At 61.2% G+C, this 26,981-nt stretch carries 23 protein-coding genes and 3 pseudogenes; 13 read left to right on the top strand and 13 right to left on the bottom strand.

The window, feature by feature from the left end:
* The first annotated feature begins 236 nt into the window (after positions 1 to 236).
* Both A6V37_RS33585 and A6V37_RS33580 read left to right on the top strand, forming a co-directional pair.
* On the top strand, positions 237 to 668 hold the full coding sequence (locus A6V37_RS33585; RefSeq protein WP_064267947.1) for an Hsp20/alpha crystallin family protein: 432 nt from the start codon (positions 237 to 239) through the stop codon (positions 666 to 668).
* A 93-nt stretch (positions 669 to 761) separates the two neighbouring features.
* On the top strand, positions 762 to 1,022 hold the full coding sequence (locus A6V37_RS33580; RefSeq protein ID WP_064267946.1) for a hypothetical protein: 261 nt from the start codon (positions 762 to 764) through the stop codon (positions 1,020 to 1,022).
* Between the two features lie 47 nt (positions 1,023 to 1,069).
* Here the strand turns inward: A6V37_RS33580 and A6V37_RS33575 are convergent, their stop codons facing one another.
* From A6V37_RS33575 to A6V37_RS33535, 9 genes and pseudogenes are all read right to left on the bottom strand, one after another.
* Positions 1,070 to 2,230 (bottom strand): phosphoketolase family protein, encoded by a 1,161-nt coding sequence (locus A6V37_RS33575; RefSeq protein ID WP_064267944.1) that lies wholly within the window; start codon positions 2,228 to 2,230, stop codon positions 1,070 to 1,072.
* Positions 2,217 to 2,639, bottom strand: coding sequence for a DUF3564 domain-containing protein (locus A6V37_RS41050; RefSeq protein ID WP_064267943.1), 423 nt, complete (start codon positions 2,637 to 2,639; stop codon positions 2,217 to 2,219). The genes A6V37_RS33575 and A6V37_RS41050 overlap by 14 nt, the downstream gene beginning before the upstream one ends.
* 48 nt (positions 2,640 to 2,687) lie before the next feature.
* Positions 2,688 to 2,984, bottom strand: a complete 297-nt coding sequence (locus A6V37_RS41045) for a c-type cytochrome (RefSeq protein WP_423213119.1) — start codon at positions 2,982 to 2,984, stop codon at positions 2,688 to 2,690.
* A 142-nt stretch (positions 2,985 to 3,126) separates the two neighbouring features.
* A pseudogene (locus A6V37_RS33560) lies at positions 3,127 to 3,747 on the bottom strand (Acg family FMN-binding oxidoreductase); the annotation flags it as partial.
* Between the two features lie 64 nt (positions 3,748 to 3,811).
* Positions 3,812 to 4,594, bottom strand: a complete 783-nt coding sequence (fnr, locus tag A6V37_RS33555) for a fumarate/nitrate reduction transcriptional regulator Fnr (protein WP_064267992.1) — start codon at positions 4,592 to 4,594, stop codon at positions 3,812 to 3,814.
* A gap of 13 nt (positions 4,595 to 4,607) precedes the next feature.
* Positions 4,608 to 5,018 (bottom strand): response regulator, encoded by a 411-nt coding sequence (locus A6V37_RS33550; protein WP_064267940.1) that lies wholly within the window; start codon positions 5,016 to 5,018, stop codon positions 4,608 to 4,610.
* A 135-nt stretch (positions 5,019 to 5,153) separates the two neighbouring features.
* Positions 5,154 to 5,801, bottom strand: coding sequence for a response regulator (locus tag A6V37_RS33545; protein WP_064267939.1), 648 nt, complete (start codon positions 5,799 to 5,801; stop codon positions 5,154 to 5,156).
* Positions 5,798 to 7,084: pseudogene (locus A6V37_RS33540) on the bottom strand (PAS domain-containing sensor histidine kinase); the annotation flags it as partial. The pseudogene A6V37_RS33540 and the gene A6V37_RS33545, both read right to left, overlap by 4 nt.
* 261 nt (positions 7,085 to 7,345) lie before the next feature.
* The gene (locus A6V37_RS33535; protein ID WP_064267937.1) at positions 7,346 to 8,596 is read right to left on the bottom strand and encodes an acetate/propionate family kinase; all 1,251 of its coding nucleotides are present in this window, start codon (positions 8,594 to 8,596) and stop codon (positions 7,346 to 7,348) included.
* A gap of 205 nt (positions 8,597 to 8,801) precedes the next feature.
* Between A6V37_RS33535 and phbB the strand changes: the two genes are divergently transcribed.
* The 3 genes from phbB (at position 8,802) to A6V37_RS33520 (ending at position 11,139) form a co-directional block, all read left to right on the top strand.
* Positions 8,802 to 9,548 carry an acetoacetyl-CoA reductase gene (gene phbB / locus A6V37_RS33530; RefSeq protein WP_064267936.1) on the top strand — a complete coding sequence of 249 codons (747 nt, stop codon included), beginning with the start codon at positions 8,802 to 8,804 and terminating at the stop codon, positions 9,546 to 9,548.
* Positions 9,545 to 10,105, top strand: coding sequence for a poly-beta-hydroxybutyrate polymerase N-terminal domain-containing protein (locus A6V37_RS33525; RefSeq protein WP_082902706.1), 561 nt, complete (start codon positions 9,545 to 9,547; stop codon positions 10,103 to 10,105). Before phbB ends, A6V37_RS33525 begins: the two co-directional genes overlap by 4 nt.
* 194 nt (positions 10,106 to 10,299) lie before the next feature.
* On the top strand, positions 10,300 to 11,139 hold the full coding sequence (locus A6V37_RS33520) for a potassium channel family protein (RefSeq protein ID WP_064267934.1): 840 nt from the start codon (positions 10,300 to 10,302) through the stop codon (positions 11,137 to 11,139).
* A 535-nt stretch (positions 11,140 to 11,674) separates the two neighbouring features.
* On the opposite strand, the gene A6V37_RS33515 is transcribed toward A6V37_RS33520, so the two are convergent.
* Entirely contained in the window at positions 11,675 to 13,039 is a 1,365-nt protein-coding gene (locus A6V37_RS33515; RefSeq protein WP_064267933.1) for an MBL fold metallo-hydrolase RNA specificity domain-containing protein, read from the bottom strand.
* Positions 13,040 to 13,427: 388 nt separating this feature from the next.
* Here A6V37_RS33515 and A6V37_RS33510 point away from each other — a divergent pair, with 388 nt between their 5' ends.
* Entirely contained in the window at positions 13,428 to 14,012 is a 585-nt protein-coding gene (locus A6V37_RS33510) for a hemerythrin domain-containing protein (RefSeq protein ID WP_242665801.1), read from the top strand.
* A gap of 16 nt (positions 14,013 to 14,028) precedes the next feature.
* Here A6V37_RS33510 and A6V37_RS33505 read toward each other — a convergent pair whose 3' ends face one another.
* On the bottom strand, positions 14,029 to 14,523 hold the full coding sequence (locus A6V37_RS33505) for a LuxR C-terminal-related transcriptional regulator (protein ID WP_082902705.1): 495 nt from the start codon (positions 14,521 to 14,523) through the stop codon (positions 14,029 to 14,031).
* A 465-nt stretch (positions 14,524 to 14,988) separates the two neighbouring features.
* Positions 14,989 to 15,358, bottom strand: a pseudogene (locus A6V37_RS40240) (hypothetical protein); the annotation flags it as partial.
* A gap of 565 nt (positions 15,359 to 15,923) precedes the next feature.
* Between A6V37_RS40240 and A6V37_RS33495 the strand changes: the two are divergent.
* The 7 genes from A6V37_RS33495 to A6V37_RS33465 all read left to right on the top strand — a co-directional run bounded on the left by A6V37_RS33495 (position 15,924) and on the right by A6V37_RS33465 (position 25,098).
* On the top strand, positions 15,924 to 18,227 hold the full coding sequence (locus A6V37_RS33495) for a sigma-54-dependent transcriptional regulator (RefSeq protein WP_064286790.1): 2,304 nt from the start codon (positions 15,924 to 15,926) through the stop codon (positions 18,225 to 18,227).
* 3 nt (positions 18,228 to 18,230) lie between these two features.
* Positions 18,231 to 19,457 carry a DUF917 domain-containing protein gene (locus A6V37_RS33490; RefSeq protein WP_064286789.1) on the top strand — a complete coding sequence of 409 codons (1,227 nt, stop codon included), beginning with the start codon at positions 18,231 to 18,233 and terminating at the stop codon, positions 19,455 to 19,457.
* The gene (locus A6V37_RS33485; protein ID WP_064286788.1) at positions 19,454 to 20,179 is read left to right on the top strand and encodes an aspartate/glutamate racemase family protein; all 726 of its coding nucleotides are present in this window, start codon (positions 19,454 to 19,456) and stop codon (positions 20,177 to 20,179) included. The genes A6V37_RS33490 and A6V37_RS33485 overlap by 4 nt, the downstream gene beginning before the upstream one ends.
* 796 nt (positions 20,180 to 20,975) lie before the next feature.
* Entirely contained in the window at positions 20,976 to 21,164 is a 189-nt protein-coding gene (locus tag A6V37_RS33480; RefSeq protein ID WP_064267927.1) for a hypothetical protein, read from the top strand.
* 247 nt (positions 21,165 to 21,411) lie between these two features.
* Positions 21,412 to 22,284, top strand: coding sequence for a M24 family metallopeptidase (locus tag A6V37_RS33475; protein WP_064267926.1), 873 nt, complete (start codon positions 21,412 to 21,414; stop codon positions 22,282 to 22,284).
* Positions 22,285 to 22,385: 101 nt separating this feature from the next.
* Positions 22,386 to 24,131: an SDR family oxidoreductase gene (locus tag A6V37_RS33470; protein WP_064286798.1), complete on the top strand. Its 1,746-nt coding sequence runs from the start codon at positions 22,386 to 22,388 to the stop codon at positions 24,129 to 24,131.
* Between the two features lie 64 nt (positions 24,132 to 24,195).
* Positions 24,196 to 25,098 (top strand): metal-dependent hydrolase, encoded by a 903-nt coding sequence (locus A6V37_RS33465; RefSeq protein WP_064267925.1) that lies wholly within the window; start codon positions 24,196 to 24,198, stop codon positions 25,096 to 25,098.
* 48 nt (positions 25,099 to 25,146) lie between these two features.
* On the opposite strand, the gene A6V37_RS33460 is transcribed toward A6V37_RS33465, so the two are convergent.
* Positions 25,147 to 26,700, bottom strand: a complete 1,554-nt coding sequence (locus A6V37_RS33460) for a phospholipase D family protein (protein ID WP_064286787.1) — start codon at positions 26,698 to 26,700, stop codon at positions 25,147 to 25,149.
* Between the last annotated feature and the right edge of the window lie 281 nt (positions 26,701 to 26,981).

Genomic DNA, 26,981 nt, shown 5'->3' with positions numbered 1-26,981 from the left:
GGTCTCCGTCCCGGCGGCAAGTGGCAAGCAGGCGAGTAGCCCGTTGACCTGGATCAATCGTGCCAGCGCGCCCAACGATACGCTGACAGTACGGACGCAAAGCACGCGACGCGGGCGCTTAGAGGTCATCTCAGGGGCATCCCTGCCACCTGGCTGCGCGCCGCACGTTCGATCTGCCGGTGACGCCCCTGAAGCACATGCCGGCATACGGCACGAATATTTCTGGAGAGCATGCTATGAGCAACCTGACTCGTTACGACCCGTTCATGGATCCCATTCCTGAACTGTTTCACGGTCTCTTCCGGCCTTTCAAAGGCCTGTCGGTCGCAGAGGAACCCGACCTGTCTCCGATCAAGATCGACGTCGCCGAATCCGACACGGCCTATTCGGTCAAAGCGGAACTGCCGGGCATTGATCGAAACAACATCGACGTCCAGATCGAAGGCTCGGCCGTGACGATCAACGCAAAGGTCGAACGCAGCAAAGAACAAAAAGAAGGCGAACGGGTGATTCGGCGCGAACGTTACTCGGGATCATTCAGCCGGTCATTTACCCTCGCCAGCGTGATCGACGAGTGCAAAGCGACGGCCGAATATAAAGACGGTGTCCTGTCTTTGACCTTGCCGAAGAAAGCGTCTTCCGATCGCAAGCGGATCGAAATCAATTAGATGCTGTGCAAACAAGCCTGAGAGAACTGGGCCGTCGTCGCGTTAGCCAGGTAAAGCGTGGCTCGCGGCCCACTTTGCATCAAAGGAGTGACCGTGGCACTGACAGGGAAGATCGAGGAAAATGAGTGGTCCGTGCGGGTCCAAACCATACCGGCAACGGACGGCCAATTTTGCGGCGAAATTCACGTAAGCCATCGTACCCAGAACGGCGAATTTACGCATGCCTTCAGGAATCACGAGACATTTCCCACTGAGCGCGAAGCCGTGCTCGCGGGGCTGCGCGAAGGAGCGGTCTGGATCGAACTCAAGCGTTCTGAGGCATTTCAGGTCAAGAAAGCGGTTGACATGCCGTAAGGGATCAATGCCACCAACGGCCCGTAGTTTCTGCGCCGCTCCCTGCCTTATGTTTGGACGAGCCATCGCCAGTTTCTGATTTCGGGCAGATCGTCTCCATGCTGATCGACATACTGTCGATGTTCGACAAGTTTGTCCCGCATCGCCTGCCGAACATGCGCGGCTTGCGACGCCAAGCCTTCGACATGATCGATCACCGCTTCGCACAGATGGAAGCGATCGAGTCTGTTCAATACGGTCATGTCGAAAGGAGTCGTCGTTGCCCCTTCCTCGATGAAGCCGTGGACGTGGAAGTTCGCGTGATTCCGACGGCGGTAGGTGAGCCGGTGAATCAATGCGGGATAGCTGTGATGGGCGAAAATCACAGGACGGTCAACGGTAAAGAGTGTGTCGAACTCGTCGTCACTGAGCCCGTGCGGATGAGCAGTGGACGATTCGAGCGTCATCAGATCGACAACGTTGACGACTCGCACGCGCAGTGCAGGCAGGTGCGCGTGCAACAGATCGACAGCCGCCAGCGTTTCCAGCGTGGGCACGTCGCCCGCACACGCCATGACGACGTCGGGATTGCTGCCTGCGTCATTGCTTGCCCACTCCCAGATTCCAATGCCGGTGGCGGGGTTCAGGAATTTGTTCGAATGCCATGCCGTGGCGAGAGGGCCAGTTTCGGCTTCGCCGTCGCCAACCACGCACGCAACGATCAGATTCGGATGATCGAATGCTGCACCAAACGCGTGCGACAGCGAATAGCCGAGTTCGCCACCCTCATGAATCGAGCCAGGCGTATGTGCGGAGACATGGCTCGGCACGCCGCCCGGAAAGCTGAACTGCCTGAAGAGCGTGGCCATGCCCGCTGCGTCCTGCGGCACGTTCGCGTACGTTTCACTGTACGTGCCTTCGAGCCAGGCGTTGGCGAGCGCGGCAGGACCGCCATGCCCCGGGCCAGCAATGAACAGCATGTCGATGTCGTGTTCGTTGATGAGCCGGTTCAGATGCACATAGATGAAATTCAGGCCGGGCGTCGTGCCCCAATGTCCGAGAAGGCGCGGCTTTACATGAGCGGGTTCGAGTGGCTCACGCAGGAGCGGATTGGCGAGCAGATAAATTTGCCCGACTGAAAGATAGTTGGCGGCTCGCCACCAGGCGTCGATGCGATAGAGCTGGTCGGCGGACAGAGGCAAATCATTTCTGTATTCACGCAGAATCATCAGGTGCTCCAGGTTGACGCCATGTAGACGGATGTAACACTACGTCTCCATCTGCAAAGACGCCGTTTTCGGGCTCCACGTCATGCTCGTCGACGCACTGCACATGCCATTGACCGACCACGGGCGCACGATGTGCGTGTCGGTACCAGAGCACTTGGCCTGATTCGCCTTCGAACGGACCTCCCGGTGAGGTGAGATCGAGACCCGACAACTCGCAGAATCGATGCGTACCCGCAGCGTCATAAATTCGCGTGCCGCCGTTCGAATAGCCGAGCTTGCCCCATTCAGGAACATCGATTACAGCATGCCCCTCACGCGACCATTTGCGTGCTTCGCGGTCGAGCCAGAGAATGGCGTAGACGGCGAGATCGGCGCATTCGAATGTATCGAGGTGGACGGTGATTCTCATCAAAGCCTCCTTTGAAAACGATGATTCAGACCTCCAGCGCGCAACGCATCACTGGGACATCACCCATTCGATCAGCGTGTGCGCATCAGCCGCGGATAGCGGGCCGCCACGCTCCGCGGGCAACGGCATGGCCGTATCGCCCCAGTGCGCGCGTCCGCCCATCCGCAGCTTGTGTTCGAGCACGGCCGTCGCGTTGGGCTGGTCGCGGTACCGGTCGGCTATCTGATGAAACGACGGAGCGAGGAACGGCGCATCCGACGTATGGCAGAACATGCAATGCTGCTGATCGACCAGTTCAGTTGGTTCATTGCGCTGCGCGAACGCGGTTTGTGATGCGGCCAGCAAGCAGCCTGACGCGAAGACGAGTAATGCGGATAGAGGCGCGCGGATCACGGCAAGGGCTCCTTGATAGCGGATACTTTCAATCTATCGTGCGGCCGGTGATCGTTCTTGAGCCAGGTCAAAGGGATGCATGTGGACGAAGCTTCAGAAGTGGTGACGCAAAATCGAGCAACCCGCCAACAGCGGTGCCGTAAGCGGGCATGCCGTCGTTGCGTCGCTGCGGATGAATCCAGCTCGCGAGTTCGCGACGAAAACGCGGATCGGCGAATTGCATTTGGTCCGACTCGGCAATCAGGTCCGCGATGGCTTGGCGTTCAACAAGTCCATCCACGCAGCATGCCATCGTGCCTTCCGCGTCGCACGCATCAATCAGTTTCTGTTGCAGCGATGCCGGGATGGGTTCATTAACGAATGGCGCTCGCGTTGTCACGCGCGCCGTCAGCGCGCCAAAGAGGCCCGTGAGTTGCGCGTCCCAATGACCTTCGCGTGATACGCGCACGAGCGCCACGATGTCGGGGTCCGACTCGGATGGAAACAGGGTGATAGCGTAGGCCAGACGGAAGCGACCGAGTGCGACGCGAAGATTGAAGAGTGCCGCACCGCAACTGATGAGCAGCTCGCGATCGAATGGATCGACAACCGGAAGCGCGCGCATCCGGTCAGCGCATACCTGTACCGTATCGCCATCGACAATGAATTGCCAGGGTTGCGTGTTGTGATTCGACGGGGCAAGCACTGCGTATTGCAACGCGAAGCGCAACTGCTTTGAGGCAGATCAACCTTCCAGACGGTCGGCACGTATGCGACGTACCGAATCCTGCAAGATCGCGTCAGACCTGTGCGAGTCCTTCCGGATCGACGATGTGGACCGTCTTGCCGTTGGCATGCACGAGCCGCTCTCGCTGGAACTTCGAGAACATGCGGCTTACTGTCTCGAGCTTCATGCCGAGATAACAGCCGATTTCTTCGCGTGTCATGCGTAGATGAAATTCCGCAGGCGAGAATCCGCGCGCCTTGAAGCGTCTGGACAGATTGAGCAGAAACGTCGCGACCCGCTGTTCGGCTGTCATCGTGCCAAGCAGCATCATCTGGCTCGATTCGCGGACGATCTCGCTGCTCATCATCTGATAGATGTGATGCTGCATCGATTTGATCTCGCGGCAGATGGCTTCGAGTTGCGCGAAGGGAATGATGCAGACGATGCTGTCTTCGAGAGCGATCGCATCGCAGTTGTGGTTGCCGCCGCAAACACCGTCGAGACCGAGCGCTTCACCTGCAATCTGAAAGCCGGTGACCTGCTCACGGCCATCGCGGTGCATGAGCACAGTCTTGAACGAACCGACACGCACAGCGTAAATGCTCTGGAACATGTCGCCTGCCCGGTAGAGCGTGTCGCCGCGCTTGACGGAACGCGTCGTACAGATGACCGCATCGAGTTTGGCCAGTTCGTCGGCGCTCAGCTCGGGCGGCATGCAGATCGAGCGCATTGAACAGGCTGAGCAGCGGGGCGTACCGTGCCGTGACACGCTGCCCGGCGTGACGGCATGAATCGGTATCACGGTAGGGGCGTGCGCCGAAAGGCGTTGTGCTTCGCGGGCTGGTGCAACTTGCATGATCAGCTCCTGTTCAAACAGCATGTCGCGCGGTACGCGCGTTGACGATGGAATGGATAGTGCGGCAGGCCTTGTCGAACTCCGACGTTTTGTCGAAGAAGAAATCCGCGCCTGCCACTTCGCACGCCCGGCGAAAAGCGGCGCCGGAATAGTTCGTAAGTGCGATCTTCACGATGGTCGGCTTTGCCCGGGATAGTGCTTTGATCAGTCCAAGGTTCGTCTGGCCAGCAAGCCTTATATCGAGGACAACGACGTCCGCATGGCTTGCAAGGATGCCTGCCAGCGCCTCGTCCGTGTCTTCGGATTCACCGGCAATGGCAACGCCCGGAATGGCGGCGAGCAGACGCGCAAACCGCCGCCTGACCTCGAGCGTGTCGTCGACGAGATAGACCTTCGTTACGAGGGTTGACGTTGCGGTATCCATGTCAACCAGTATCGGCGACCGCATCTCAAAAATATATCGGTCGGGATTTAAGCGAAGATAGGAGCGCGGGTAGTTGCTGTAGGAATATTCCTACGCGATTTCCTGCGTGATGCGGCGGGGAGGGGATGTTAAAGGTCAGACGTCGTTTTCGTCGTCGAAAAGCTTGTGGCGGATCGCATAGCGCACGAGCCCGTTCTCATTGGGCATCTGCATTTTTTCGAGGATACGCGTCTTGTGTGTGCTGACAGTCTTGACGCTGACGCACAGCTCGTGTGCGATCTCCGTGATGCTCTGGCCCGCGACGATGCGCCGGAAGACGTCGAATTCGCGGTCGGACAGGCGCTGATGTGGCATAGCTTCGACCGGCTCGTTGAGATTCTGCGCGAAACGCTCCGCCATCGCGAGGCTCACATAGACACCGCCGGAAGCGATTTTCGTCACCGCGCCGACCAGTTCCGTGCTCGCGCTTTCCTTGGTCAGATAGCCGGATGCCCCCGCTTTGAACGCACGCACGGCATATTGCTGCTCCGCGTGCATGGTCAGCACGAGCACGCGCAGACCCGGTTTTTCATCCTTGATCTGTTTGATGAGCTCGATGCCGTTACGGCCGGGCATCGACAGATCGAGCAGGAGCACATGTGCATCGGTCGAGCGCACGAGGGCAATGGTCGTGACGCTGTCCCATGCTTCCCCCGCCACCTCGAATCCGCTTGCCTTCTGGAGGATATGGCGGAGCCCATCGCGTACAAGCGTATGGTCGTCAGCCAGCAATACCTTGATCATCGGTGGGCCTCTTCCTGTTGCACGGACTGCAAGGGGAACTTGACGGTGATTGCAAAGCCCTTGTTTTCTGCGGTGTCGATCTGGACGGTGCCGCCCAGCATGTACGCGCGTTCGCGCACGCCGATCAGACCGAACGACTTGTCCGGACCGGCATTCGGGCTTGCATGCTGGCTGGCGCCGCGTCCATTGTCCTCGATCCGGAGCAGGTAGTGCTGATCGCTCGCCTGAAGCGTCAGTTCAACGGCGGTCGCATCGGCGTGACGGGCGACGTTGGTGAGTGCCTCCTGGACGATCCGGAAGACAGCCGTCGCGCCTTCCTTCGTAAAGACGACGTTGCCCGGATCGATTCTGCGCGTGATATCGATGCCGTAACGGCTCGTGAAATCGTTCGCGAGCCATTCGATTGCGGGCGCGAGGCCAAGATCGTCGAGCATGACCGGCCGGAGGTCGGCGGCGATGCGGCGCAGCGACGCCACGGTCGAGTCGATCATGCGGCGCATGCCGCGCAACTGGTTCGACACGCTGCTGTCGACCGGGCCGGCCGCGTCGCGATTGGCAGCCAGATCCTGTTCTACAGCGGAAAGATCCATCTTCAGAGCCGTCAATTGCTGCCCGAGATCGTCGTGAAGCTCGCGCGCAATGCGCGTTTTTTCTTCCTCCCGCACGTTCTGCAGGTTGGCCGATAGCAGGCGCAGTTCTTCTCGCGACTGTTTCAGCGCATTCTCCGATTTGACGCGTTCGGTGACATCCCGCAGCATCACCGTAAAGAGCTTGCCTGAATCTTCCTGTATCTGCGAAATCGACGCTTCCAGCGGGAACTCTTCACCGTTCGCGCGCAGGCCGTACAACACGCGTTGCTGGCCCATTTTCCGCTCGGAGATGCCTGTGACGCCGAACCGGGTGACATGTTGTACGTGCGCGTCACGGAAGCGCTTCGGAATGAAACGGGAAAGCGGCATGCCGATCGCATCCATCGCCGTGACGCCGAAGACCCGTTCCGCCGTTGGGTTGAAGATCAGGATGTTCTGGGCGTCGTCGATCGTGATGATCGCCTCCATCGACGAACGGATGATGCCCATCATGCGCGCCTCGTTGCGGCGCGCTTCGTCCGGCATGGGGTTGATGGGGGAGCGTGACGTCGCGATCAGCCACGCAAGGACGGCAAAGAGCGCCGAGGCCGCCATGCCGGCGACGAGGACAATGGTTGCTGCGCGGGTCGCGACCAATTCATCTGTGCCTTCCCACTGCTGCATGACGAGCCGCGATACGGCGAGCGTGATTCCCGCGGTCACGGCGAAGGTCAGAAGAGTCAGTACGGCGGGCGCGCCGAAGCCTCTGCCCAGGCTTTGCTGGCGCAATCCGGCGGCGCGACTGGTTTCCGGGTTGATTTTCATCCGAGCCTTCATGCGGGGTATGCCTGCCGTGTCGGGAGGCGATTGTGCAGCGTGTAGCGATCCAGATTGCCTTGTGATGCCATTGTGCGCGATTCCGCAGGCGCAGCCAACGCAACAGCGACGTACCGGGATTGGCAAATAAATAGTCGATCAGGCTGGACTCGATAGCATACGGGGCGAGCCGGGATCCGCCGTGCGGCTGCGGTCCAGCAACCGCCACGCGCTGCGCGCGGCGATCCACTCCTCGTTCGTCGGCTCGACGACCACCGTCACCCAGCTCGATGCTGTCGAGATGACGTGAGCGTTGTTCGCGTTGGCCTGTTCGTCGATCTCAACGCCGAGCCAGCGCAACGCCGCACAGACGCGGGTGCGGATGGGTGCGCAATGCTCGCCGATGCCCGCGGTAAAAACCAGCATGTCGAGGCCGCCCAGCAAGGCCGTCAGCGCGCCGGCTTCGCGGACGATGCGATGGACGTACAACGCCAGTGCGTCTCTCGCGCGCTCGTCCGATGCTTCGTGTCCGAGCAGATCTCGCACATCGGATGAGTACCCGGAGACGCCTTTCAATCCTGCCTCCTCGTACAGCAGCCGTCCCATATCGCGATGCGACATGCCGCGCGCCTCCATCATATGCAGGACGACACCCGGATCGAGCGAACCGCTGCGCGTGCCCATCATTAGGCCGTCGAGAGCTGAAAAGCCCATCGTCGACGCAACGCTTTGCCCTGCGAGCATCGCGCACAGGCTGGCGCCGTTTCCGAGGTGCGCGGCGATCACGCGGCCTCGCGCGGGTGCCCCGAATCTGTCGGCAATCGCAATCGACAGGTATTCGTAAGACAAACCGTGAAATCCATACCGGCGCACCCCGGCATCGAACCATTCGCGTGGAAGCGGCAGCAACTGTTCGACACGCGGCAGTGTCTGGTGAAACGACGTATCGAAGACGGCGATCTGCGGGATGCCGGGTAGCGCATGCCGCATGGCGTCGATGGCATCGATGTTGTGCGGCTGGTGCAGCGGCGCGAGCGGGATCAGCGTGCAGAGTTCATCGAAAACCAGGGCGTCGACGACAACAGGGGCCATGTGATGCGCACCGCCATGCACGACCCGATGCGCGACCGCCACGACCACGATGTCATGCCGCATCGCGTCGACCCATTCGAGAATCGCGCCGAGCGCCGCGCGCCAGGGATTGCGCTGCGAATACGGTGGCGCGTCAAGCAGTCCACCGTCGATACGAAGGACAGGTTTGGTGCCGATTCCACTGACTTCGCCCTGATGCAGCGGAGTGCACGTCGGCTCAACATTCGCATTCTTCGCTGTGCCTTCTGGACAGGAGAACAGCGCGAACTTGATGCTCGAAGAACCGGCGTTCAGGACAAGAATGGTGCGAATTGGCATGTCGTCCCTCAATGCGACATCAGGAAAAAACGCCCGTCAGCCTCGTATGGAACTGATGAGCGAACCACAGTGCGATTTCGAGTCTATGAGCCAGACGGGCGAGCCTGTTGATGCAGATCAATCGCGAACTGCGACCCGCCAATACAGTGAGACAGTCGAACGACGGCAGCGCGACTCAATGCGGATATTTCATCAGGAGGCTGAGATGCGAACGGCACGTGTGGCATTCGTAACAGGTGGCATGGGTGGGCTCGGTGCGGCGATTAGCCGTTCTCTTCACGACGCGGGGATGACTGTGGCCATGTCTCACTCGACGCGCAACGATCACGTCGCGACATGGCTCATGACAGAGCGGGATTCCGGACGCAACTTTCGCGCTTACGAGGTCGACGTCGCCGACTTCGATTCGTGCGAGCGTTGCGCACAACGCGTGCTCGATGAACTGGGCAAGGTCGACGTACTGATCAACAACGCTGGCGTTACGCGCGACGCATCGTTTGCGCGGATGAACAAGACGGACTGGGACGCAGTCATGCGCACCGACCTCGACAGTCTGTTCAACATGACCAAACCGCTGCTTGCGGGCATGGTCGAGCGTGGCTTTGGCCGCATCGTCAATATCGGCTCGGTCAACGGGTCACGGGGGGCGTTCGGACAAACCAACTATTCCGCCGCCAAGTCCGGCGTGCACGGGTTCACGAAAGCACTCGCACTTGAAGTCGCGAAGCACGGTGTGACGGTGAACACAGTGTCGCCGGGCTATCTGGCGACCGCGATGGTCGAAGCTGTGCCTCACGACATCATGCAGACAAGGATCCTCCCGCAGATTCCCGTCGGGCGGCTGGGGCGCCCGGAAGAGGTGGCTGGCCTCATCGCTTATCTGTGTTCCGATGACGCCGCCTTTGTCACCGGTGCCGACATTGCAATCAACGGTGGGATGCACATGCGATGACTTCACCCGAGCTCGTTCGAGAAAACGGGGGCCGAGTTGCACCGCTACGCAGAGCGAATGGCGATGATCGCGATCGAGCGACGCATGCGGCTTTGGCAGCATTGACGGGCGGGTTGTCGCCCGCATCGATGATCCTTGCATGGCTCGACTGGGTGTTGCATATGGCCGTTTCACCCGGCAAGCGGCTCAATCTCGCGATGGAGGCCATGGGGGCCGCGGCTCAGCAGACCGATGGCGCGACAGATCAGGAGACGCTGGCAGACCCGCGCTTCGTGGCACCCGAGTGGGCCATATGGCCTTTTCAGTGCTACCGGGACACTTTTCTGCGTGTGCAGCAATGGTGGGAGCATGCGACCACTGACGTACCCGGTGTCGAATCGCATCACGAGCAACTCGGCCGTCATCCGGTTAGCCGCGTGCGCAATGTCCGCCTGGAAGGGTTGATTTCCAGCGGACCGTTGACCATCATTTTCTTCCGGCACGGGAGTGGATCATGGGACGTATTCCCGCCCGTTCCTGAAGCGCCTGCCATATGCGCGCAACTCTTCGCCTGCTAGCCAGAGCAGCTCACGACAATCTTGACGACTGCAAACGCGGTCAGGCGTATCCCTGATCTGCGTCAAAAACGGCACTGAGACCTGAGATAGCCTGAAACGCGTGATGCCTTGGCCTGTATGCCTGTCACGCACAGGAGACAGTTCGCGTAGACCTGCCACAGTGGAAGGCAACTCGTTTGGCACCTGATCAAACCATGGACAGCGAGCTCGGCAATTTCGGACTGGGTGGCGTGGACTCGCACGATGGCCCTCGGGCGATTCGCGCGTGGCGCCGCGTCCGCTGGGTGCTTTGCGCGTTGAGCTTCCTCGCCATACCTGCCTTCTACATTGAACTGAATGCTACCGCCCAATTCTCGCTGACAGTTGCACGTACGCTGTACCTTTGCATGTTCGCCGGCTTTGCGTCGTTGCTAACCTGGATGCACCACGTGAGCAGAAAGCCAAAGGTATGGCTCGCGCATAACCGACTCGACCTGGTGATCATGATCGGGTCTGGGCTCAGTGCCGGCTTTGGAGCGACCCCATGGCAACCGGCCGAGTGGTTTCTCCGGATGGCGTTCATGTGCCTCGTGGCGCTTCGCATTGTTCTGTCTCTACGAAGCTTTTTTACACCTAACCGTCTGGTGTGGCTGCTGGTCGCAGGGGCGTGCGTCCTCGCGATGGCAGGTGCGGGATTTTATTGGCTTGAACCGCGGGTGCATTCTTACGCTGATGGTTTATGGCTTGCTTTTAAAAGCGGTGCTACGGTCGGATATGGTGATTTTGCACCGACGACTCCTGCGTCGCGCGTCTTTGCGGCGTTCGTCGTTCTATTGGGTTACGGGATGCTATCGCTCGTGTTCGCGAGCATCGCTGCGGCGTTTATCGGGAAGGAGGAGCGGGCGCTGCGGCACGAGATGCATCGCGATATCAAGCGTCTGAGCGATGAAATCATCCGGATGCATGTGGAGCTCAACGCGTTGCGAAAGGCGTTGAATATCTCAGGAGGAGGGGGCGATGACGTTGTTCAACTACGCCCTCGCGACGCTCCGTGAGGAAACTCTGCAAGTTGCTCAACGAAGGCTTGGCAAGTCTCCCTGCTGAGAGCCTGATCGTCTGGCAGGCTTAACGTAGTCCGCTGATCTGGATCAATGTTGCAATGTCAGCGGGTTCTAGCATGAAACCATAGCCTTTCTGCACGCAAGCCCCCATGCGGGAAGTTACCCCTGCCGTCTGAGAGGGGCTTTTTTTGGCAGCGTCGCTTGAGGCGGCACGAATGATTAGCAGTTGCGACGAAGCTTGCGAGGTGTGCGGGCAACGAGGACTGTTAATTCAGGTCGAGCCCGCAGCGGAACGAAGATTCGCGGCCGCAAATGACGGCTGATGACAACGGGGGCGGGTCTTATCGCCCCTGTTATCGTTGGACCGCGAGCGAGGCAGGAGTCGCTCGCGCACATCGCGGACATCGATCTCTCATCATTTCTCATTGAGGATGTGCCTCATAGTCACGCTGCGGCCGCTCGGGCGGCGGAGCTGCGACTGATCTGACGCCCCATGTCAAGCACTGGGCGTTTGAAGGCGTCATTGGGTCTATAACCCCTCCAGTTCCACGGTCTCTTGATAAACAGGCACCTCGCAGGGCCAGCCCAACGTTTCCGCAATACGTCTGCGCATTGCATCGGCTGCTGCGGGCTCCCCATGTGTTACAAAAGTCCGCTTCGGCGGATCGGCGAGACCTGATAGCCATTGCAGCATTTCGCGATAATCGGCATGCGCCGAGAGGGACGTGACCGACTCGACAGTTGCACGCACGCGCACGTATTCGCCGTGCAGTTTGATTGACGGTTCGTGAGCAGCCAGCGCCGCACCGCGTGTGCCCGGCGCCTGGAAGCCCACGAGCACGATCGTGTTGCGAGGATCGTCGGCATACAGATGCAGGTGATGCAGCACGCGACCACCCGTTGCCATGCCACTACCGGCGATGATCACCATCGGCCCGTGGTGTCCCGCAATCTCCTTTGACTGATCGACGGTTCGAACCATGATGGCTGCCTTGTCGATTGCGTTTGCTTCGGAGACCGTCAGCCGATGCTCGTTGAGGTGTCTGCGGTAGACCTCCGTGACGCTCGTTGCCATCGGGCTGTCCAGGTAGACGGGCACATTCGCCATCCGCCCCGTTTCCTTGAGCTTTGCAATGTAGTAGAGAATCTCCTGCGCGCGTCCCACCGCGAAGCACGGCATGACGACGATTCCGCCCTTCGCGAACGTGCGGCTGAATATCCGCGCGAGCTCGTCCTCGGGAATGCTGTCGGGGTGCAGGCGGTCACCGTAGGTTGATTCGACGACGAGATAGTCGGCATGTACAAGCCGCGTCGGCGCATGCATGATGGGGTCCTCGGGTCGACCCACGTCACCGGAGAATGCGAGGATTTTGTGATTCCGGCACATAACCACGCTGGCTGCGCCGAGAATATGAACCGCTCGCAGGAAGCGGAAGCAAAGCCCATGCGTCAGATTGACCGGCTCGTCAAACGCCCGCGGTACGAACAGTTGCAGCGCGCGCTGTGCGTCGTCGAGCGTGTAGAGCGGCAATGCGGGTTTGTGTTTCGAGTATCCGTGGCGGTTCGCGAAGTCCGCTTCTTCTTCCTGTAGCCGCGCGCTGTCGCGCAGCATGATGTTGCATAGATCCGCGGTTCCCGGCGTGCAATAGACGGGGCCACGAAAACCATTGCGTACGAGCAGCGGAAGGTAGCCACTGTGGTCTATATGCGCGTGTGTGAGGATCACAGCCTCGAGCGAATCGGCGGGAACGGGCAGGGGAGCCCAGTTGCGCAACCGGAGGTTCTTGACGCCCTGAAACAGCCCACAATCGACGAGGATGCGGACACCCGTATCCTCAAGCAAATACTTCGAGCCGGTGACAGTCTCGCTGGCGCCGAGAAAGGTCAGTTTCATTGTCGGTCTCCGTCGGGTAGCCGTGCGTTTCCGCACGATTCTTATTGGACGGCAAGGGGCTGGCGGGCCATTGACATAGATCAGTCGGATTGATCTCGATCATCGCAATGCCCTTGATATGTCATCCCGCGACATCAAGACAATTCGTGCGCAAGCTGGGCTTGCAAAAGTCGATGACTGGATTGATTTGTGTCAAGTTCGGTTGTCCCGAGCGGCACATAGTAGATGTAGCGGTCCCAGAGAAAGGACAGACGAGAAATTGATGTCCCGAGGCCCGCGGTGTTCTGCAGGCAACCGGATCTGAACGTGCGCAACGCTGGACGACAGTCGTGGCCAGCAGATGCGACAGGTTCGAAGGGGGGCGATACGGTCATACGGAGGTATCAGAATGCGAACGTGGATGCAGGCGCGTAACGCCATTCAGGTCATGATGCGTGAACACCAGCAGTTGACGACGGTGATCTCGGGGATGAATCATTTCATCCATTTGCGCGAAGCTGGCATGGCAACACCTGGGCTGATGGTGTTTCGGGCAATGCTCTACTACATCCGGGAGTATCCCGAGAAGGTGCATCACCCGAAGGAGGACCGTTACCTGTTTGCACGATTGCGTGAGCGAACCCATGATCTTGACGAGGTCATTGCGGCACTGGTCAGCGAGCATGCGCAAGGTGATGCCCGTTTGCGCAATATCGAAGACGCACTTGTTCGATACGAACTCGAAGGGCCGCCTGCGATCGCTGCGCTTCGCGTGATGGTGGACGAATATGCGAGCTTCTATCAGCATCATCGCAGTGTGGAGGAAGAAGTCATTCTGCCGGCGGCGATGAAATATCTGACGGCGTCCGACTGGAGCGAACTCGACGAAGTGTTCGGCGCGAACCGCGATCCCTTCGATGGCGAAAAGCTCGAAGACGATTTCGACAGGCTCTTCGATATGTTCGTGGCGACGCTTCCCGAAGCGAATCGGTAGGAAGGCGTGCGGGATATCAGAACGCCCGAGCGACAACGTGAGTTGCAGCTTGCACGCGTGAGCCGAGCTTGCGCTTGCGCGGAATGTGCTGCACGCGGGCCTTGACCGTCGTTTCGGCAATGTTCATCGCGCGCGCAATTTCCTTGTTGGTTCGGCCCTTTGCGATACGGCCGAGGTTTTCCTCTTCGCGAGGCGACACGTTGCTGCAGGGGGCCCGGTCGAACGAAGCCTTGTCATCTTTCTGACTTTCTTGCAACGACCGCAATGGGGTGACGAGCTTGCCGGTCATCTCACGGCTGACGGCCGATTCACTGGCCGTGATGTTGACAATGGCCGGGCTCATGACACAACTATCGACGGTCTTGAGAGGGTAACGGGCGTCATCGTGGCGTCGTGCGCCAGCCTTGCATACGTTTGTAGCTGTCGGCAGTTCCACCCGCTTCTTCGCGTTGTTCAAAGGATAGGCGCTGCTTGAGTACCAGCAGCGCGCATTTCGTAGCAGGGCAAACATGTCAACGATGGAGAACTCCGTGCCTTCCGATTCGGCAGTGGCTCAACCTTGACATGAATCAATGGCAGTGCGACAGGAAGCCACAGAATTGCCATCAGGTAGCGATGTAGCATTAATTCATCGCCACTCGGAACCAATATGTTTGGTCAGACTGTCCGTTCCGTGCAGGCGAATGCTTGTTCGGACCCGTGTTTTGTTATGCCTTTAGGAATCCAAATGTTACCCGTCACTGCTGTTCTGATCAGTTTGGCTCCAATGTGGGCAATTTTGCTCGCCGTATCCTGCGCATCTGCGTACTTGCTCTTTTGGCGCAAGGTAATCAAATAATCTTGACTTCCGAGGTGTATCGAAAGCCGAAGAGCATACTTGGCACGGTTCGAACCGGTTGGCGGCGGCGCGATGGGTAACGGCGGCTGAACGAATCAGTGGTCAACGTTAACTTATGCCAAATGTCGGCCGTCCGGGTCACCAGTCAATGCGATGCTTTTCATCGGTTTCACGATGGCGACGATCGTCGGCATGCCCGAGATTGTCACGCAGGAGCCTCAAGCCGACCTGCCTGTCTGCCATATGCGAACCTGCGATCGTCGCCGTTCGCGTCCCGACGGCGGAAGAATCGGCGCATCGTGTTTTCACCCACTTCAGTGATCCGTAAGCCACCGAGCTAGAGCAGGGTGAACAGCCAGCGCACGCGCGCGTAACGCTCGCGCTCGCGGCCAGTTTCCTTTGGCATGTTCTGGATCCGGGTTTTGACCTCGAACCAGAGCTCGGGCGACAGGTAGCGGGTAATCCTCGGTTTGGCGTGCCGCGTGCGCTGACGCGCCAGCGAAAGCGGCTGGTCCATCTGGACGACGGACCACAACAGAAGCCGTTCGGCTTCCTTGCGGTTCTCGAGCACTATGGGGCTGGTGGGTTTTCGTACAGAAGTCTGCGAACGGTTTTGTAATTTGACATAAGATAAATTATCAACATTTCAGATGTCGTAGCTTTATAGAAATGTCCGGTTCTGGATCATTAGAAATGTCCGCTTTCGCGGTGCGTATGCTGCCCACGCACCAAGTCCCGAACCGTTAAAGAATCATCGCTACCCGCCGATATCACCGTTACTTTTCATCAACCGGCCATACGCACTCCCAGCATCGCGGCAAGCCCTCACAACACATTGTTCACAGCCCACCGCGGTGGCATCCCGGATACGCCGTCACGAGGTTAATTTTCGAAAGGACAATGTCCGCAATTAGCCGTCATACTCTGACTCTTCTCGCGGCGGACGGCCCCGGCAACGCGACCGGAAGCCTTCGCCAGACACCAGATGGATGCACAAACGCCGTCTTCCCGACGGCTGTTTCCGCGTAGCGCCACGCGCGGATCATATTGAATTGTGTGGAGCGTACTTCCTGATGAGTTATACCCCCGTCGCGCCGTTTGCTCACGATAAGCCCGATTCCGGCGCATTCGTAGGCAGTGCGCCAGCGTTTCGTCAACTGGTCCGCATGATCGACCGGGTCGCGCCTACCGAGCATCCTTTGCTCATTTTCGGGCCGACCGGATCGGGCAAGGAACTGGTTGCCCGTCGCGTGCACGCGCACAGCCTGCGTCAGGATCAGCCGTTCGTCGACGTGAACTGCGGAGCGATTCCGGAAAACCTCGTCGAGGCCGAACTGTTCGGGCACGCCAAAGGTGCTTTCACGGGCGCGGGCGAAAGCCGCCAGGGGCTTCTCCAGCAAGTCGGCACCGGCACCTTGCTGCTCGACGAAATCGGCGAACTGCCGCTTGCGCTGCAACCGAAACTCTTGCGTGTGCTTGAAACGCGAACCTTCCGCCCGATTGGTTCGTCAACCAGTCTCCACTTCGCGGGACGCGTTGTTGCCGCGACCCATCGCGACTTGCGCGAGCTCGCGCGCGAAGGGCTGTTCCGCGAGGACCTCTTTTACCGGCTCGCGGTCTTCGTGCTCGCCGTCCCCGGACTGGAACAGCGCGTCGAGGACATCCCGGCGCTGGTCAATCACTTCGCCTCGCAGCACACGCGCCGGCTCGAGTTTTCGCCGGCCGCGCTTCGGCGTCTGAGCCAGCACGCATGGCCAGGCCACATCCGGCAATTGCGCAACCTGATCAGCCAGCTCAGCGTGCTGGCCGAGAGCACGCAGATCGACGTCGACTCGCTCGAGCCGTTTCTCGCCAACGAAACCGGCGGGCCGGTGTCGCGTACGAGCCTCGCCGACATGTTGCTGCAACTCGAAGGACGCGACAAACTCGCCGCCGCCGAGGACCTCCTGATCGACCGCGCGCTCGAACGGACCGGGCGCAACAAGAGCGCGGCGGCCACGCTGCTGGGCGTAGGCCGCAAGACCATCGAGCGGCGTCTGAAGTCGCGCGAAGAGCATCACCGGGAAGCGCGCAAGTGTCTCGATCACGGCAGCGCGCTGGTCGGCGAGTCCAAGTTCGCCGAAGCCATTCCGCTCCTGCGCCGCTGCCTGGAGCTGCTGCAGACGCCCCACGAACCGGAGGCCGCACGGCGTCTTCAGTTCGACGCCTACCGGCTGCTCGGCCTGAGCTTGCGCAGCGTGCACGGCTGGCTCTACGCGGAGGCCACCGCCTGCTACGCCGCGGCATTGGCCATCGGCGAAGGCGTCTGCACCCCGGCGGAAATCGCCGCGATTCAGTTCGGCGTCTGGACCACGCAACTGACCACGCTCGAGCTCAAGCAGGCGCGCGCGACCGCGCAGAACATGCTGGAGCGCGCGCAGAACGGCGGTGACCGGGTGTCGCTCGATGAAGCCCACGTCGCGATGACCAACACCCTCTTCTGGCTTGGCGACAGCGAGGAAGCGCTTGCCTGTCTCGCGCGCGGCAACCTGCTTGGCGTGACGCGCAACGACGTTCGCACGGGCTCGCAAGGAATCGATCTCGCCAGCCTCGCCTTGACGTTCGAAGGACTCGCCGCCTACCAGATTGGCGCATTCTCGCAGGCGCGGCGCGCCATGGAGATGTTGATCCTGCGCGCGTCCGAGCCCGGCACGCACGCCTTCGCTCACGCCGTCAACCTGCAGGGCGCCGCCTGGCTCGCCTGCCTGTTCGAGGACTCGGAGCGGCTCGGACACCTCGCGAGCGAACTCGAGTCGGTGTCGATTGCGAATGGATTCGCGTTCTATCGGGGCGTCGGCCAGATTCTCCGCGCCTGCCATCTCAGCTCGCTCGGCCATTCCGTGGAAGCGGAAACGGTCATGCTCGACGGCTTCGATAACCACGTCGTCTGCAATGGCGGCGCCCTCTTCTATTCCTTCATGGCGTGGCAGCATGGCGAGCTGCTGTTGCGCGCCGGCGAAGCGAAGACCTGCGAGGCCATGCTCGCCGGCGCGATCGACGAGACCCTTGCCCGTCAGGGGCGCGTCTATCTGGGCGAGCTGCTGGTCACCCGGGCGCGCGCGCAGTGGGCGCTGGGCGATACGAACGCGGCGGAACTGGGATTGCGCACGGCGCTGTCCACCGCGCTCGCGTTCGGTTCGGTGCCGGCGCGCGTGGACGCCGCGCGCTATCTCGCCGATCTGCTGCGCGCCACCGGCCGCAGCGCCGAAGCGATCGACATCATTGAGCGCGGTTTGCGCTCGCTGAAGGCGGAGTCGACCGCCCGCGTCATCAGCGCGGCTGGTTTGCTCGCCGAACTCCGGCAGGACGTGAGCTTCAATCTCAACAATAAAGGATGACAAATGGCCTATGAGTTACACCGGGAAGATCTGGAACCGCTGCTGCTGGGCGCAGCGTTCTTTGGCAGCGGCGGCGGGGGCACGATCGAATCCGCGCGGCATCTGGCCGCGCATTTTGTAGCCGGCGACTACTATCCGACCGACACGGTCAAGGTCGTGTCGGTCGAAGAAGCCACCGAAGGCGCGGCGGTCATGGTCGCCTACCTCGGCGCGCCTGAAGCGATCAATACAGCCACCTACCCGCTTGGTCCCGTGACGGCCGCGAAGAACGGGCAGGACCGGCTCGATCTGAAGCCCACCCGGCTTGCCTATGTGATGCCGCCGGAAAGCGGCGCGCTGGGCTTCACCGTGGCGGTGCTCGTGGCGGCGAAGCTCGGCCTCGCGGTCATTGACGCGGATGGCGCCGGTCGCGCCGTGCCCTCGCTGCCGATGCTCACCTTCGCGGCCGCGGAGATCGATCCGCGCCCGGCGTTCCTCGTGAGCCAGGGCGGATTGTGCGTCGAACTCGACGTGACGCCGCGCGTGGGCAATCAAGGCGGCACGACGCATCAACGCGACGTGTCGGCGATCGTCGAGCAGATGATGCGGCCGGTCGTCGCCGATCCCGAGTTCGGCCAGTTCGGCGGCCTCGCGATGTGGGTCATGCAACCCTCCGACATCGGGCGCGCCACGCCGATTCGCGGCACGCTGACGCGCGCGCTCGAGCTCGGGCGTGCGGTGCAGGCCGGGCGGATCGGCAGCGCCCGGCAGATGATCGGCTATCTGGCCGAGCACTGCGGGCTGGCCGCGCGGGCGATTTCGGAGCCCGGCGAACTGGTCTCGGCCGAAGTCGATACGAGCGGCGGTTTCGACCTCGGCAAGGTTCGCATTCAGGCCGGCCAACACACCTACACGGTGATGTACCAGAACGAGTCGCTGCTTGCGTGGGACAGCGAGCGCCCGCAGCCGATCGTGTTGTCGCCGGACAGCGTCGCGTACTACGTGGGTGGCGAGGGCCAGTCGATCTTCAGTAACGGAGATCTGGTGCAAGCCGACGGAACGCTCAATCCGGCGATCGGCAAACGCCCGGTGACACTGATTGCGTGGCGTGCCGAAGCCGAATTGCGCAAGCCCGGTCTGAACCTGGACAGCTTCATGCAACTGCTGAACTCGCTCGGCTATCTCGGGCCGTATGTGCCGCTGGAGTCACTCCATTCGCTTCAGTCCATGCACAAGGGAGACGCATCTTGAGCGCCCCGCTTCGCATCTGTGTGCTGGTGCCCGTCAACACATCGCAATACAACGACCGCATCCTGAAGGCGGTCGCGCCGGTGGTGCCGCCGGACGTGCAGGTCGAGATTCGCAATATCACGCAAGGGCACGCCGATATCGAAAACCGCACTAACTGGCTGCAGAACGGCATGCCGGTGGTCGAACTGGCGCAGGCGATTGCCAACGACGGGTTCGACGGCATCTGGCTGACCGACTTCGATATGTGCGGCGTTGAAGCCGCGCGTGAGGTGATCGACATTCCGATCATCGGCGGTTTTCCGGCGGCGGCGTTCACGGCCCTCGCGCTCAGCCAGCGGTTCTCGATCATCACGATCCTGCAGAGCACCCTCGCGATGCAACGTGGCCATCCGCAGACTTATGGCATCGAGGACACGTTCGCGTCGATCCGTGCGATCGATTGCCCTGTCTCGCAGCTCAGCGACATCGACACCGTGATTGTCCGCACGTTCGAAGCGGCGCTCAAGGCAATCAAGGAGGACGGCGCGCAAGCCATTCTGCTCGGGTGCACCGGTTTCGTGGACGTTGCAAGCCGCGTCTCGACGTTGCTCACCGAGGCGCTGGGCGGCTTTGTGCCGGTGATCGATCCGAATCAGGCCGGGTTCAGCTTCCTCGTATCACTGGTGCGCATGAAGGTTCGCCCCAGCCGGCTGACTTACAGCAAGGTCAGTCTCCAGTCGTAACCGCCCCGCTTCACTCCTGCTCTACATCCGGCGCCCGCTCGCCGCGCCGGATGGTCCCGCCACCCTCCCCACCTGGCATTTCCCCTGCTTCCTGGTCGAACGCGTTCCCCTTGTGGACGGAAGCGCCCATTCAATATGCGAGATACGGCCATGTGGACAATAACGTCCATTTTTTTAGAAAAATGTGGACGATATCGTCCATTCCGATGCCGTAAATATTCAAGGATCCCCGCCCCGCGCGTTATCTCGAATTGGCATGACTATTGCTCTGTTTAGTAGGTATTGCTCATCGCCTGGGAAAAAGTCTGGACAGGCGGTAGCAATGCCCGAATCGAGTAATGAACCCGACCGATCATCCGGGGAGCCTGAGAGACCAAAAAAAGATCGCGCGCCGCAAAGAGTTCGAAACATCGATGTCCGGTAACGTTGCGTTTGTTTCCGGATCACCGGCAACGATGCCCGTGGGCCGCCGTTAATGATCGCGGCCGTTCGATTAGTTATACGAACCAGAGACGAAGCGCCGATCGACACCAGCGATACTGCGTTGGTGGTAGCAGACCGAGAGGGGCTGTGCTGTTGTTGTAGTCGTAGTGACTGTCGTGTGCCGACACGTGGCGGCTGAATTCTTCCGTAGAGAAGATCGCTGCGTTGTTCGACACCGGCTTGGCGAGATTGGTCTGGCTATGTACCAGGCTGACCGCTGCAGGCTCGGCCGTCGTCGCCTCTCGCGCAGGGAGGCAGCGACGACCTGGCCTTCGCCAATGGGCCGCACGGCCATCTCCGGGGAATTGAAACGATGCACCACGCCATTTTCGAACGCGAGCTTGTCCATCTGGAACGCGTGATCGCCCTCGCGCAACAAAAGCCGTTTCCGCCGACCTACTGGCGCGATCGCGTCAAGCATCTGGAAGATTCCCCGCAAGCTCCCCTGTACCGCAAGCGCATTGCCCGCCTCGCCAGCCTGCTCTCCGAACTGACCGGCTGAGCCCAGCCGCCCACGGGAAATCGGCCTCCCGGCATTCACACGATCCCATTGCGCGCTACGACGCCCGTTCTCCGGCAACGCGCGTCTTAACGCCCGCGCATTCTCGCCCACCCCACCAGGGAAACAACCAGTGGACTGGTCTTTCTCATCGTGTAGCATCCAATCGTTACATCATTCAATGTAACAATAAAAAATGTCATCATGGCGGGCCGCCGCACGTCCGCCGGACAGGATATTGGGAGGCAGTATGGGTGAGAAGGCCATTCCACACGTCAACGTGGACGAATTGGGGCAATTCCGTGAAGTTCAGCAACTGGCCTACCACTGCGTCGAGAGCGTCGGCGAGATGCTGCGGCCGGGTATGACGGAGAAAGACGCCGCCCGCCTGTTGACCGAGTGGCTGCAGGATCACGGCGTGCGCGACTGGCTGCACAAACCCTTCGCCTGGTTTGGCGACCGTACCGCCTTCGAAGGGTTTTCCGGGCTCTCGCACATGGCCGGCTTCAACCTGGCCTTCTTCCCAGGTTCGCGCCGCCTGGAAGCAGACATGCCGGTCATTCTCGACGTGGCGCCCGTGCTGAATGGAGTGATCGCCGATGTCGGCTACGCGACCTGTGTCGGCACGAATCCGATTCTCGAGCAGCTGAAAGACGACCTCGCCGAACACCGCGAACTGATCGTCAGCATGGTGAAGCAACGGCACACGCTGGCCGACGTGGCGCGCGCGGTCGACCAGTTGTGCAGGAAACAGGGCGTGGAGCCGCGTCACAAAGCCTATCCGTTCAAGGTGCTCGCGCATCGTGTCGCGAAGCTGCACAACCCCGCCAAGCCGCGCTTCGTGGCGCGTTTTGGCCTGAACGCCACGCGCAATCTGGTCCTCGACCAGGTGAGCGCGGGCCGCAAGGAAGGCTGGTCGCCGTTGTGGTCGATCGATCGCCGCTCCGATCATGCGCCGACGCCCGGCCTGTGGGCCGTCGAGCCGCATCTTGGCTTTCAGGGCGTGGGCGCCAAGTTCGAAGAGCTGCTGGTCATCACCGACGACGACGCCTACTGGCTCGACGACGATCTGCCGCATGTGCGCCGCTGGGCGCAACGCGGACGCGTGTTGGCGGCGGCATGACGGGGGCGCGCATGGACCTTTTGACCGAACCCGTACCGTCCTCGCAAGACGAGGTACAACCCGAGGCACAACCCGAGGCATCGTTCGATGCGCCGCCCGCCATGCGGCGCACCGACTTCAAGGTGCACTCGGGCGACGTGACGCTCGCCGCCAGAGCATGGGGCGACCCCACGCGACCGACGGTGATGCTCGTGCATGGCTACCCCGACAACAGCGAAGTCTGGGACGCCCTGGCGGGTTTGCTGGCACACGATTTCCACGTGGTGGCCTACGATGTCCGCGGCGCAGGGCAATCCACTGCCCCCACCCGCATGAACGCCTATCGCTTAGGAAAACTGACCGACGATTTCATCGCCGTGATCAATGCCGTGAGCCCCGATCGCGCCGTTCATCTGGTGGCGCACGACTGGGGTTCGATCCAGGGATGGGAGTTCGTCACCGACGAGCGTCTGCGTGGGCGCATTGCTTCGTACACGTCGTGCTCGGGGCCGTGCCTCGACCATGTCGCTTACTGGATACGGGCGCGGTTGATGCGCCCCACGCCGCGCTCGATCGGCAAGCTATTGGGCCAGCTGGTGCGCTCCTGGTACGTGCTGATGTTCCACCTGCCGTTGCTGCCGGGATTGACCTGGCGCCTATGGCTCGGCCGCGCGTGGCCGCGTGTGCTGCGTCGCGTGGAAAAGACCCACCTCATGCCTCGTCCGACGCAAACGCGCGACGGCGTGCGCGGCGTATCCCTGTACCGCGCCAATTTCATCCGCTGCCTGTTCACGCCGCGCAGGCGTTACGCGCATGCGCCGGTCCAGGTGATCGTGCCGACGCTCGACAAATACGTCAGCCCGGCGCTCTCCGAAGACCTCTCCCGATGGGTGCCGAGGTACTGGCGCCGTGAACTGACCGCACGCCACTGGGTACCCCTCACCCACCCCGAGCAGATGGCCCGGATGGTGCACGAACTGGTCGAGCACACCGAAGGCGGCGACGAACCTGAGACGCTGCAACGCGCCCGCATGCACTCGGAACGCAAACCCCTCAGCGGCAAGCTCGCGGTCGTGACCGGCGCGGGCAGCGGCATCGGACGATGCATTGCACTGGAATTCGCCAGACAGGGCGCGGCGGTGGTGGCGGTCGATATCGACTCCGCCGCCGCCGAGCGTACCGCGACACTGGTCCGGTTGTTAGGCCAGCAGGCGTATGCGCGCAAGACCGACGTCGGCAATGCCGAGCAGATGGAAGCGCTGGCCGGCTGGGTCGGCACCGAACTCGGCGGCGCGGACATCGTGGTCAACAACGCGGGCATCGGCATGGCGGGCGGCGTGCTCGATACATCGGCGCGCGACTGGGAACGCATCCTTCACGTCAACCTGTGGGGCGTGATTCACGGCTCACGCCTGTTCGCCCAACAGATGGTCAAGCGCGGCAATGGCGGTCACATCATCAACACGGCGTCAGCCGCGGCCTTCGCCCCTTCGCGCGACCTGCCCGCCTACGCGACCACCAAAGCCGCCGTGCTGATGCTCAGCGAGTGCATGCGCGGAGAACTCGCCGGTCGAGGGATCGGTGTCAGCGCAATCTGCCCCGGGTTCGCCGAGACGGGAATCATGGCGGCCACGCAGTACGTCGGCGCCAGCGCGCAGGACCAGGATCGCATGCGCCAGAAAGCCACCAGGCTTTATCAAATGCGCGGCCTGCAACCGGAGACGGTAGCGAAAGCCGCGCTGCGCGCGGTATTGCAGAACAAGCCTGTCGTTGCCATCGGCGTCGAGGCGCATTCCATGCGGTTTATCTCGCGCTACATGCCCTGGCTGGGCCGCGTGATCGCTCGCATCAGCATGATCCCGCACTGAGCCTGCGTTGAGCACGCACTGAGCGAGCCGCATTGACCCCACCGCCCGGACGCCGGAGACCGTTATGACGCAAGACTCAACCCCATACAAGATCAAGGCACGCCACGTGAAGTTCGACTGGAGCCAGACGCCGATCCAGTGGATTCCGGGCGACCCGTCGAGCACGCACATCATCAACGTGCTGAACCTGCTGTTCCCCGCCGGCGAACTATGGTTCTGCCGCGTCTATAACAAGGCGCTGCCGCTGATTACCAACCCGGCGTTGCGCGACGATGCGGAGGGCTTTCTCCGCCAGGAAGCGGTGCATTCGCGCTCACACGGCGGTGTGCTCACGCACTACTACAAGGCCCACGGCATCGATACGCAGCCTTTCACCAGGCAACTCGACTGGCTGTTTGGCAAAGTGCTCGGCGAACAGCCCTTCGGGCTGAAGATCGGCAAAACGCGCTTCTGGCTGCGCCAGCAGCTGGGTGTCATCGCCGCGCTGGAGCACTTTTTCGGTTACCTCGGCAACTGGGTGCTCAATGCCGACGGACTCGATGTGGCTAACGCCGACCCCACCATGCTCGACCTGCTGCGCTGGCACGGCGCAGAAGAAGTCGAGCATCGCACGGTAGCGTTCGACATTTTCCGGCATATGGGCGGCACGTACTTCGAACGCTGCTTCCATATGCTGTCGACCGTGATGCTTCTGCTGTATTTTCTGACGCGCGGCGCGCGCTTCATGCACGAGCGCGATTCCGGCGCCGGCAAGTATCGGGGCTTCATTCTCGGCTGGCGTGCCGGGGCGCGGCGCCGTTGCCTGCCGTCGTTCTGGAAAATGATCGCGGCGGCGCTGCGCTATTTCAACCCGCGCTATACGCCGCACCACGAGGGCTCCACTGAACAGGCGCTGGCCTATCTCGCCACCTCGCCCGCTGCGCAGGCCGCGGCGCATGGGGGCAACTGGGTGCGTAGTGCGGGTTGAGGCGGCATGGCCCGCGCTCGTCCCGCAACCAGCGGGACGCCGTCGCCCTCATAGCTGCGATTCGATCGGCAACAGGCTCAAGAACCAGATCGTGGTGAGCCGCATGCCCGATACGCCGGGTTCCGCATCGAGTTCTTTCGTCGTTCCGTCCGCGGCCGTTTCTATCCAGACGATCCGGGTGCTGCCGTTTGCATCCGTGCGTTGCTCGACTCGCCAGGCGATCCGATCCAGTTCCGGCTCGACGCCGTCGACCACCTGCCTGGCCGCTGCCGGACTCTCGCAAAGCACGCCGATTTCCGTGTTGAGGGTGCTCGAGCGCGGATCAAAGTTCATCGAACCAATGAAAATGGTTTGGCGGTCGAATACATACGTTTTCGCGTGCAACGATGCTTTTGAAGAACCGAAGATGAGTTGCTTCTCCGTTGCCCCTTCTGTTGCAACCGGCTTGAGCTCGTAGAGATGGACGCCCGCGGCGAGCAGATCTTTCCGGTAGCGTTGATATCCCGCATGCACGGCACTGACGTCGGTCGCCGCCAGCGAGTTCGTCAGCACCGTGACGCGCACGCCGCCGTCAGTCTGCTTGCGTATCCACGCCACCCCCTGTTTTCCGGGAACGAAATACGGCGAGACGATCAGCATCTGCTGCTTGGGTTCAAGATCCAGCGCCCAGAATTGGGTCATGAGATGGCCCTGCCGGTCTTTCGGTGAGCGTGTGACTTTGGACGGATCGTCGTAGAGCAGGATGGCTTTGCCCCAGGAATAGTCGTCATGAGGCCCTGCCATGGCCTGAGCCAGCCGTTGCCGCGCCTGCACAATGTAGGGTGAGTTGTGCTGCGATGCGACGTATTGGTCCAGTTTTGCGCGGTAGTCGGCGAGAGCGGCCGGGTCTGCGCGATGCCCCATCAGACTGTCGATGGGATAGGCCGAATCGGCATTCCAGAACTCGTCGAAGGCATGGGAGACGTCCCGGACAATCGGCCCATGCACGAGTACATCCAGGTCCCCGAACGTCACTTCACTCGACGCCCCGAAGTATTCGTCGCCGATGTTCCGTCCACCCAGGATCGCGCCTTCGTTATCCGCAATCATCGCCTTGTTGTGCATGCGGCGATTGACCCGGGAAAACTCGACGGCGGACGCCAGCTTTTTGAAGGTGCGGCTCGCGACCGGGTTGAATAGCCGTATTTCGACGTTAGGGTGTGAGCTGATCGCGAGCAGAACCTGATCGTCGGCGTTGGTCCCCAGATCGTCGAGCAGCACGCGCACTCTCACGCCACGGTCGGCTGCCCTGAGCAACGCGGCCGCCAGTTCGCGTCCCGTCAGATCGTCGTGCCAGATGTAGTACTGCAGGTCGAGCGTGCGATCCGCCGTTTCGGCGAGCATGACGCGAGCCACAATGGCATCCTGGGCGTCCGGCAGCAGATGAAACGCGCTGCTGTCCGGGTGCTGTTTCTCCTGAGGCGCGAAGACCATGCCGAGGCGCGTCGTTTCGGAACTCTGAAGCGCATAGCTCGGCGTCCTGCCAGTCTGTGACGGCAGACTGGCGCAGGCAGCGAGTAGAACCACCAGACAGGCTGCTATAAGACTGCGAAGCTTGGTCATGTCAGTTCCTCGTTGGGCTGGAATGCGCGGCGGCAAGATTCAACGCGGTTGCAATTCAACAGGCGGGTCGGCCTGGCAGCCTCCGTCGAGCGGCTTCGTCAGTGCGATTTCCTGGCCAGGTGTCTGGCCGTCGCGCGTCGCAAGCCCGCTACCCGCTTGCGTCACATTCCGGACAGCATTGAGCACCGCCTCATTGTATTGCTCGAAGAGTGTATTTGAAGGTGCGCGATGAGAGTTGACGCGGCGCAGGTGGGGCTAGCAACGCTGACGCAAGCGCTCGT

Source organism: Paraburkholderia ginsengiterrae, assembly GCF_001645125.1.
Lineage (GTDB): Bacteria > Pseudomonadota > Gammaproteobacteria > Burkholderiales > Burkholderiaceae > Paraburkholderia > Paraburkholderia ginsengiterrae.
This window is presented reverse-complemented; position numbering and strand designations above follow the sequence as displayed.

Coding starts and splice junctions, on each gene's coding strand:
- A6V37_RS33585 (WP_064267947.1), top strand. CDS start 237: ATGAGCAACCTGACTCGTTACGACCCGTTCATGGATCCCATTCCTGAA.
- A6V37_RS33575 (WP_064267944.1), bottom strand. CDS start 2,230: ATGATTCTGCGTGAATACAGAAATGATTTGCCTCTGTCCGCCGACCAG.
- A6V37_RS41050 (WP_064267943.1), bottom strand. CDS start 2,639: ATGAGAATCACCGTCCACCTCGATACATTCGAATGCGCCGATCTCGCC.
- fnr (WP_064267992.1), bottom strand. CDS start 4,594: ATGCAAGTTGCACCAGCCCGCGAAGCACAACGCCTTTCGGCGCACGCC.
- A6V37_RS33550 (WP_064267940.1), bottom strand. CDS start 5,018: ATGGATACCGCAACGTCAACCCTCGTAACGAAGGTCTATCTCGTCGAC.
- A6V37_RS33545 (WP_064267939.1), bottom strand. CDS start 5,801: ATGATCAAGGTATTGCTGGCTGACGACCATACGCTTGTACGCGATGGG.
- A6V37_RS33535 (WP_064267937.1), bottom strand. CDS start 8,596: ATGCCAATTCGCACCATTCTTGTCCTGAACGCCGGTTCTTCGAGCATC.
- phbB (WP_064267936.1), top strand. CDS start 8,802: ATGCGAACGGCACGTGTGGCATTCGTAACAGGTGGCATGGGTGGGCTC.
- A6V37_RS33525 (WP_082902706.1), top strand. CDS start 9,545: ATGACTTCACCCGAGCTCGTTCGAGAAAACGGGGGCCGAGTTGCACCG.
- A6V37_RS33520 (WP_064267934.1), top strand. CDS start 10,300: ATGGACAGCGAGCTCGGCAATTTCGGACTGGGTGGCGTGGACTCGCAC.
- A6V37_RS33515 (WP_064267933.1), bottom strand. CDS start 13,039: ATGAAACTGACCTTTCTCGGCGCCAGCGAGACTGTCACCGGCTCGAAG.
- A6V37_RS33510 (WP_242665801.1), top strand. CDS start 13,428: ATGCGAACGTGGATGCAGGCGCGTAACGCCATTCAGGTCATGATGCGT.
- A6V37_RS33505 (WP_082902705.1), bottom strand. CDS start 14,523: ATGTTTGCCCTGCTACGAAATGCGCGCTGCTGGTACTCAAGCAGCGCC.
- A6V37_RS33495 (WP_064286790.1), top strand. CDS start 15,924: ATGAGTTATACCCCCGTCGCGCCGTTTGCTCACGATAAGCCCGATTCC.
- A6V37_RS33490 (WP_064286789.1), top strand. CDS start 18,231: ATGGCCTATGAGTTACACCGGGAAGATCTGGAACCGCTGCTGCTGGGC.
- A6V37_RS33480 (WP_064267927.1), top strand. CDS start 20,976: ATGCACCACGCCATTTTCGAACGCGAGCTTGTCCATCTGGAACGCGTG.
- A6V37_RS33475 (WP_064267926.1), top strand. CDS start 21,412: ATGGGTGAGAAGGCCATTCCACACGTCAACGTGGACGAATTGGGGCAA.
- A6V37_RS33470 (WP_064286798.1), top strand. CDS start 22,386: ATGCGGCGCACCGACTTCAAGGTGCACTCGGGCGACGTGACGCTCGCC.
- A6V37_RS33465 (WP_064267925.1), top strand. CDS start 24,196: ATGACGCAAGACTCAACCCCATACAAGATCAAGGCACGCCACGTGAAG.
- A6V37_RS33460 (WP_064286787.1), bottom strand. CDS start 26,700: ATGACCAAGCTTCGCAGTCTTATAGCAGCCTGTCTGGTGGTTCTACTC.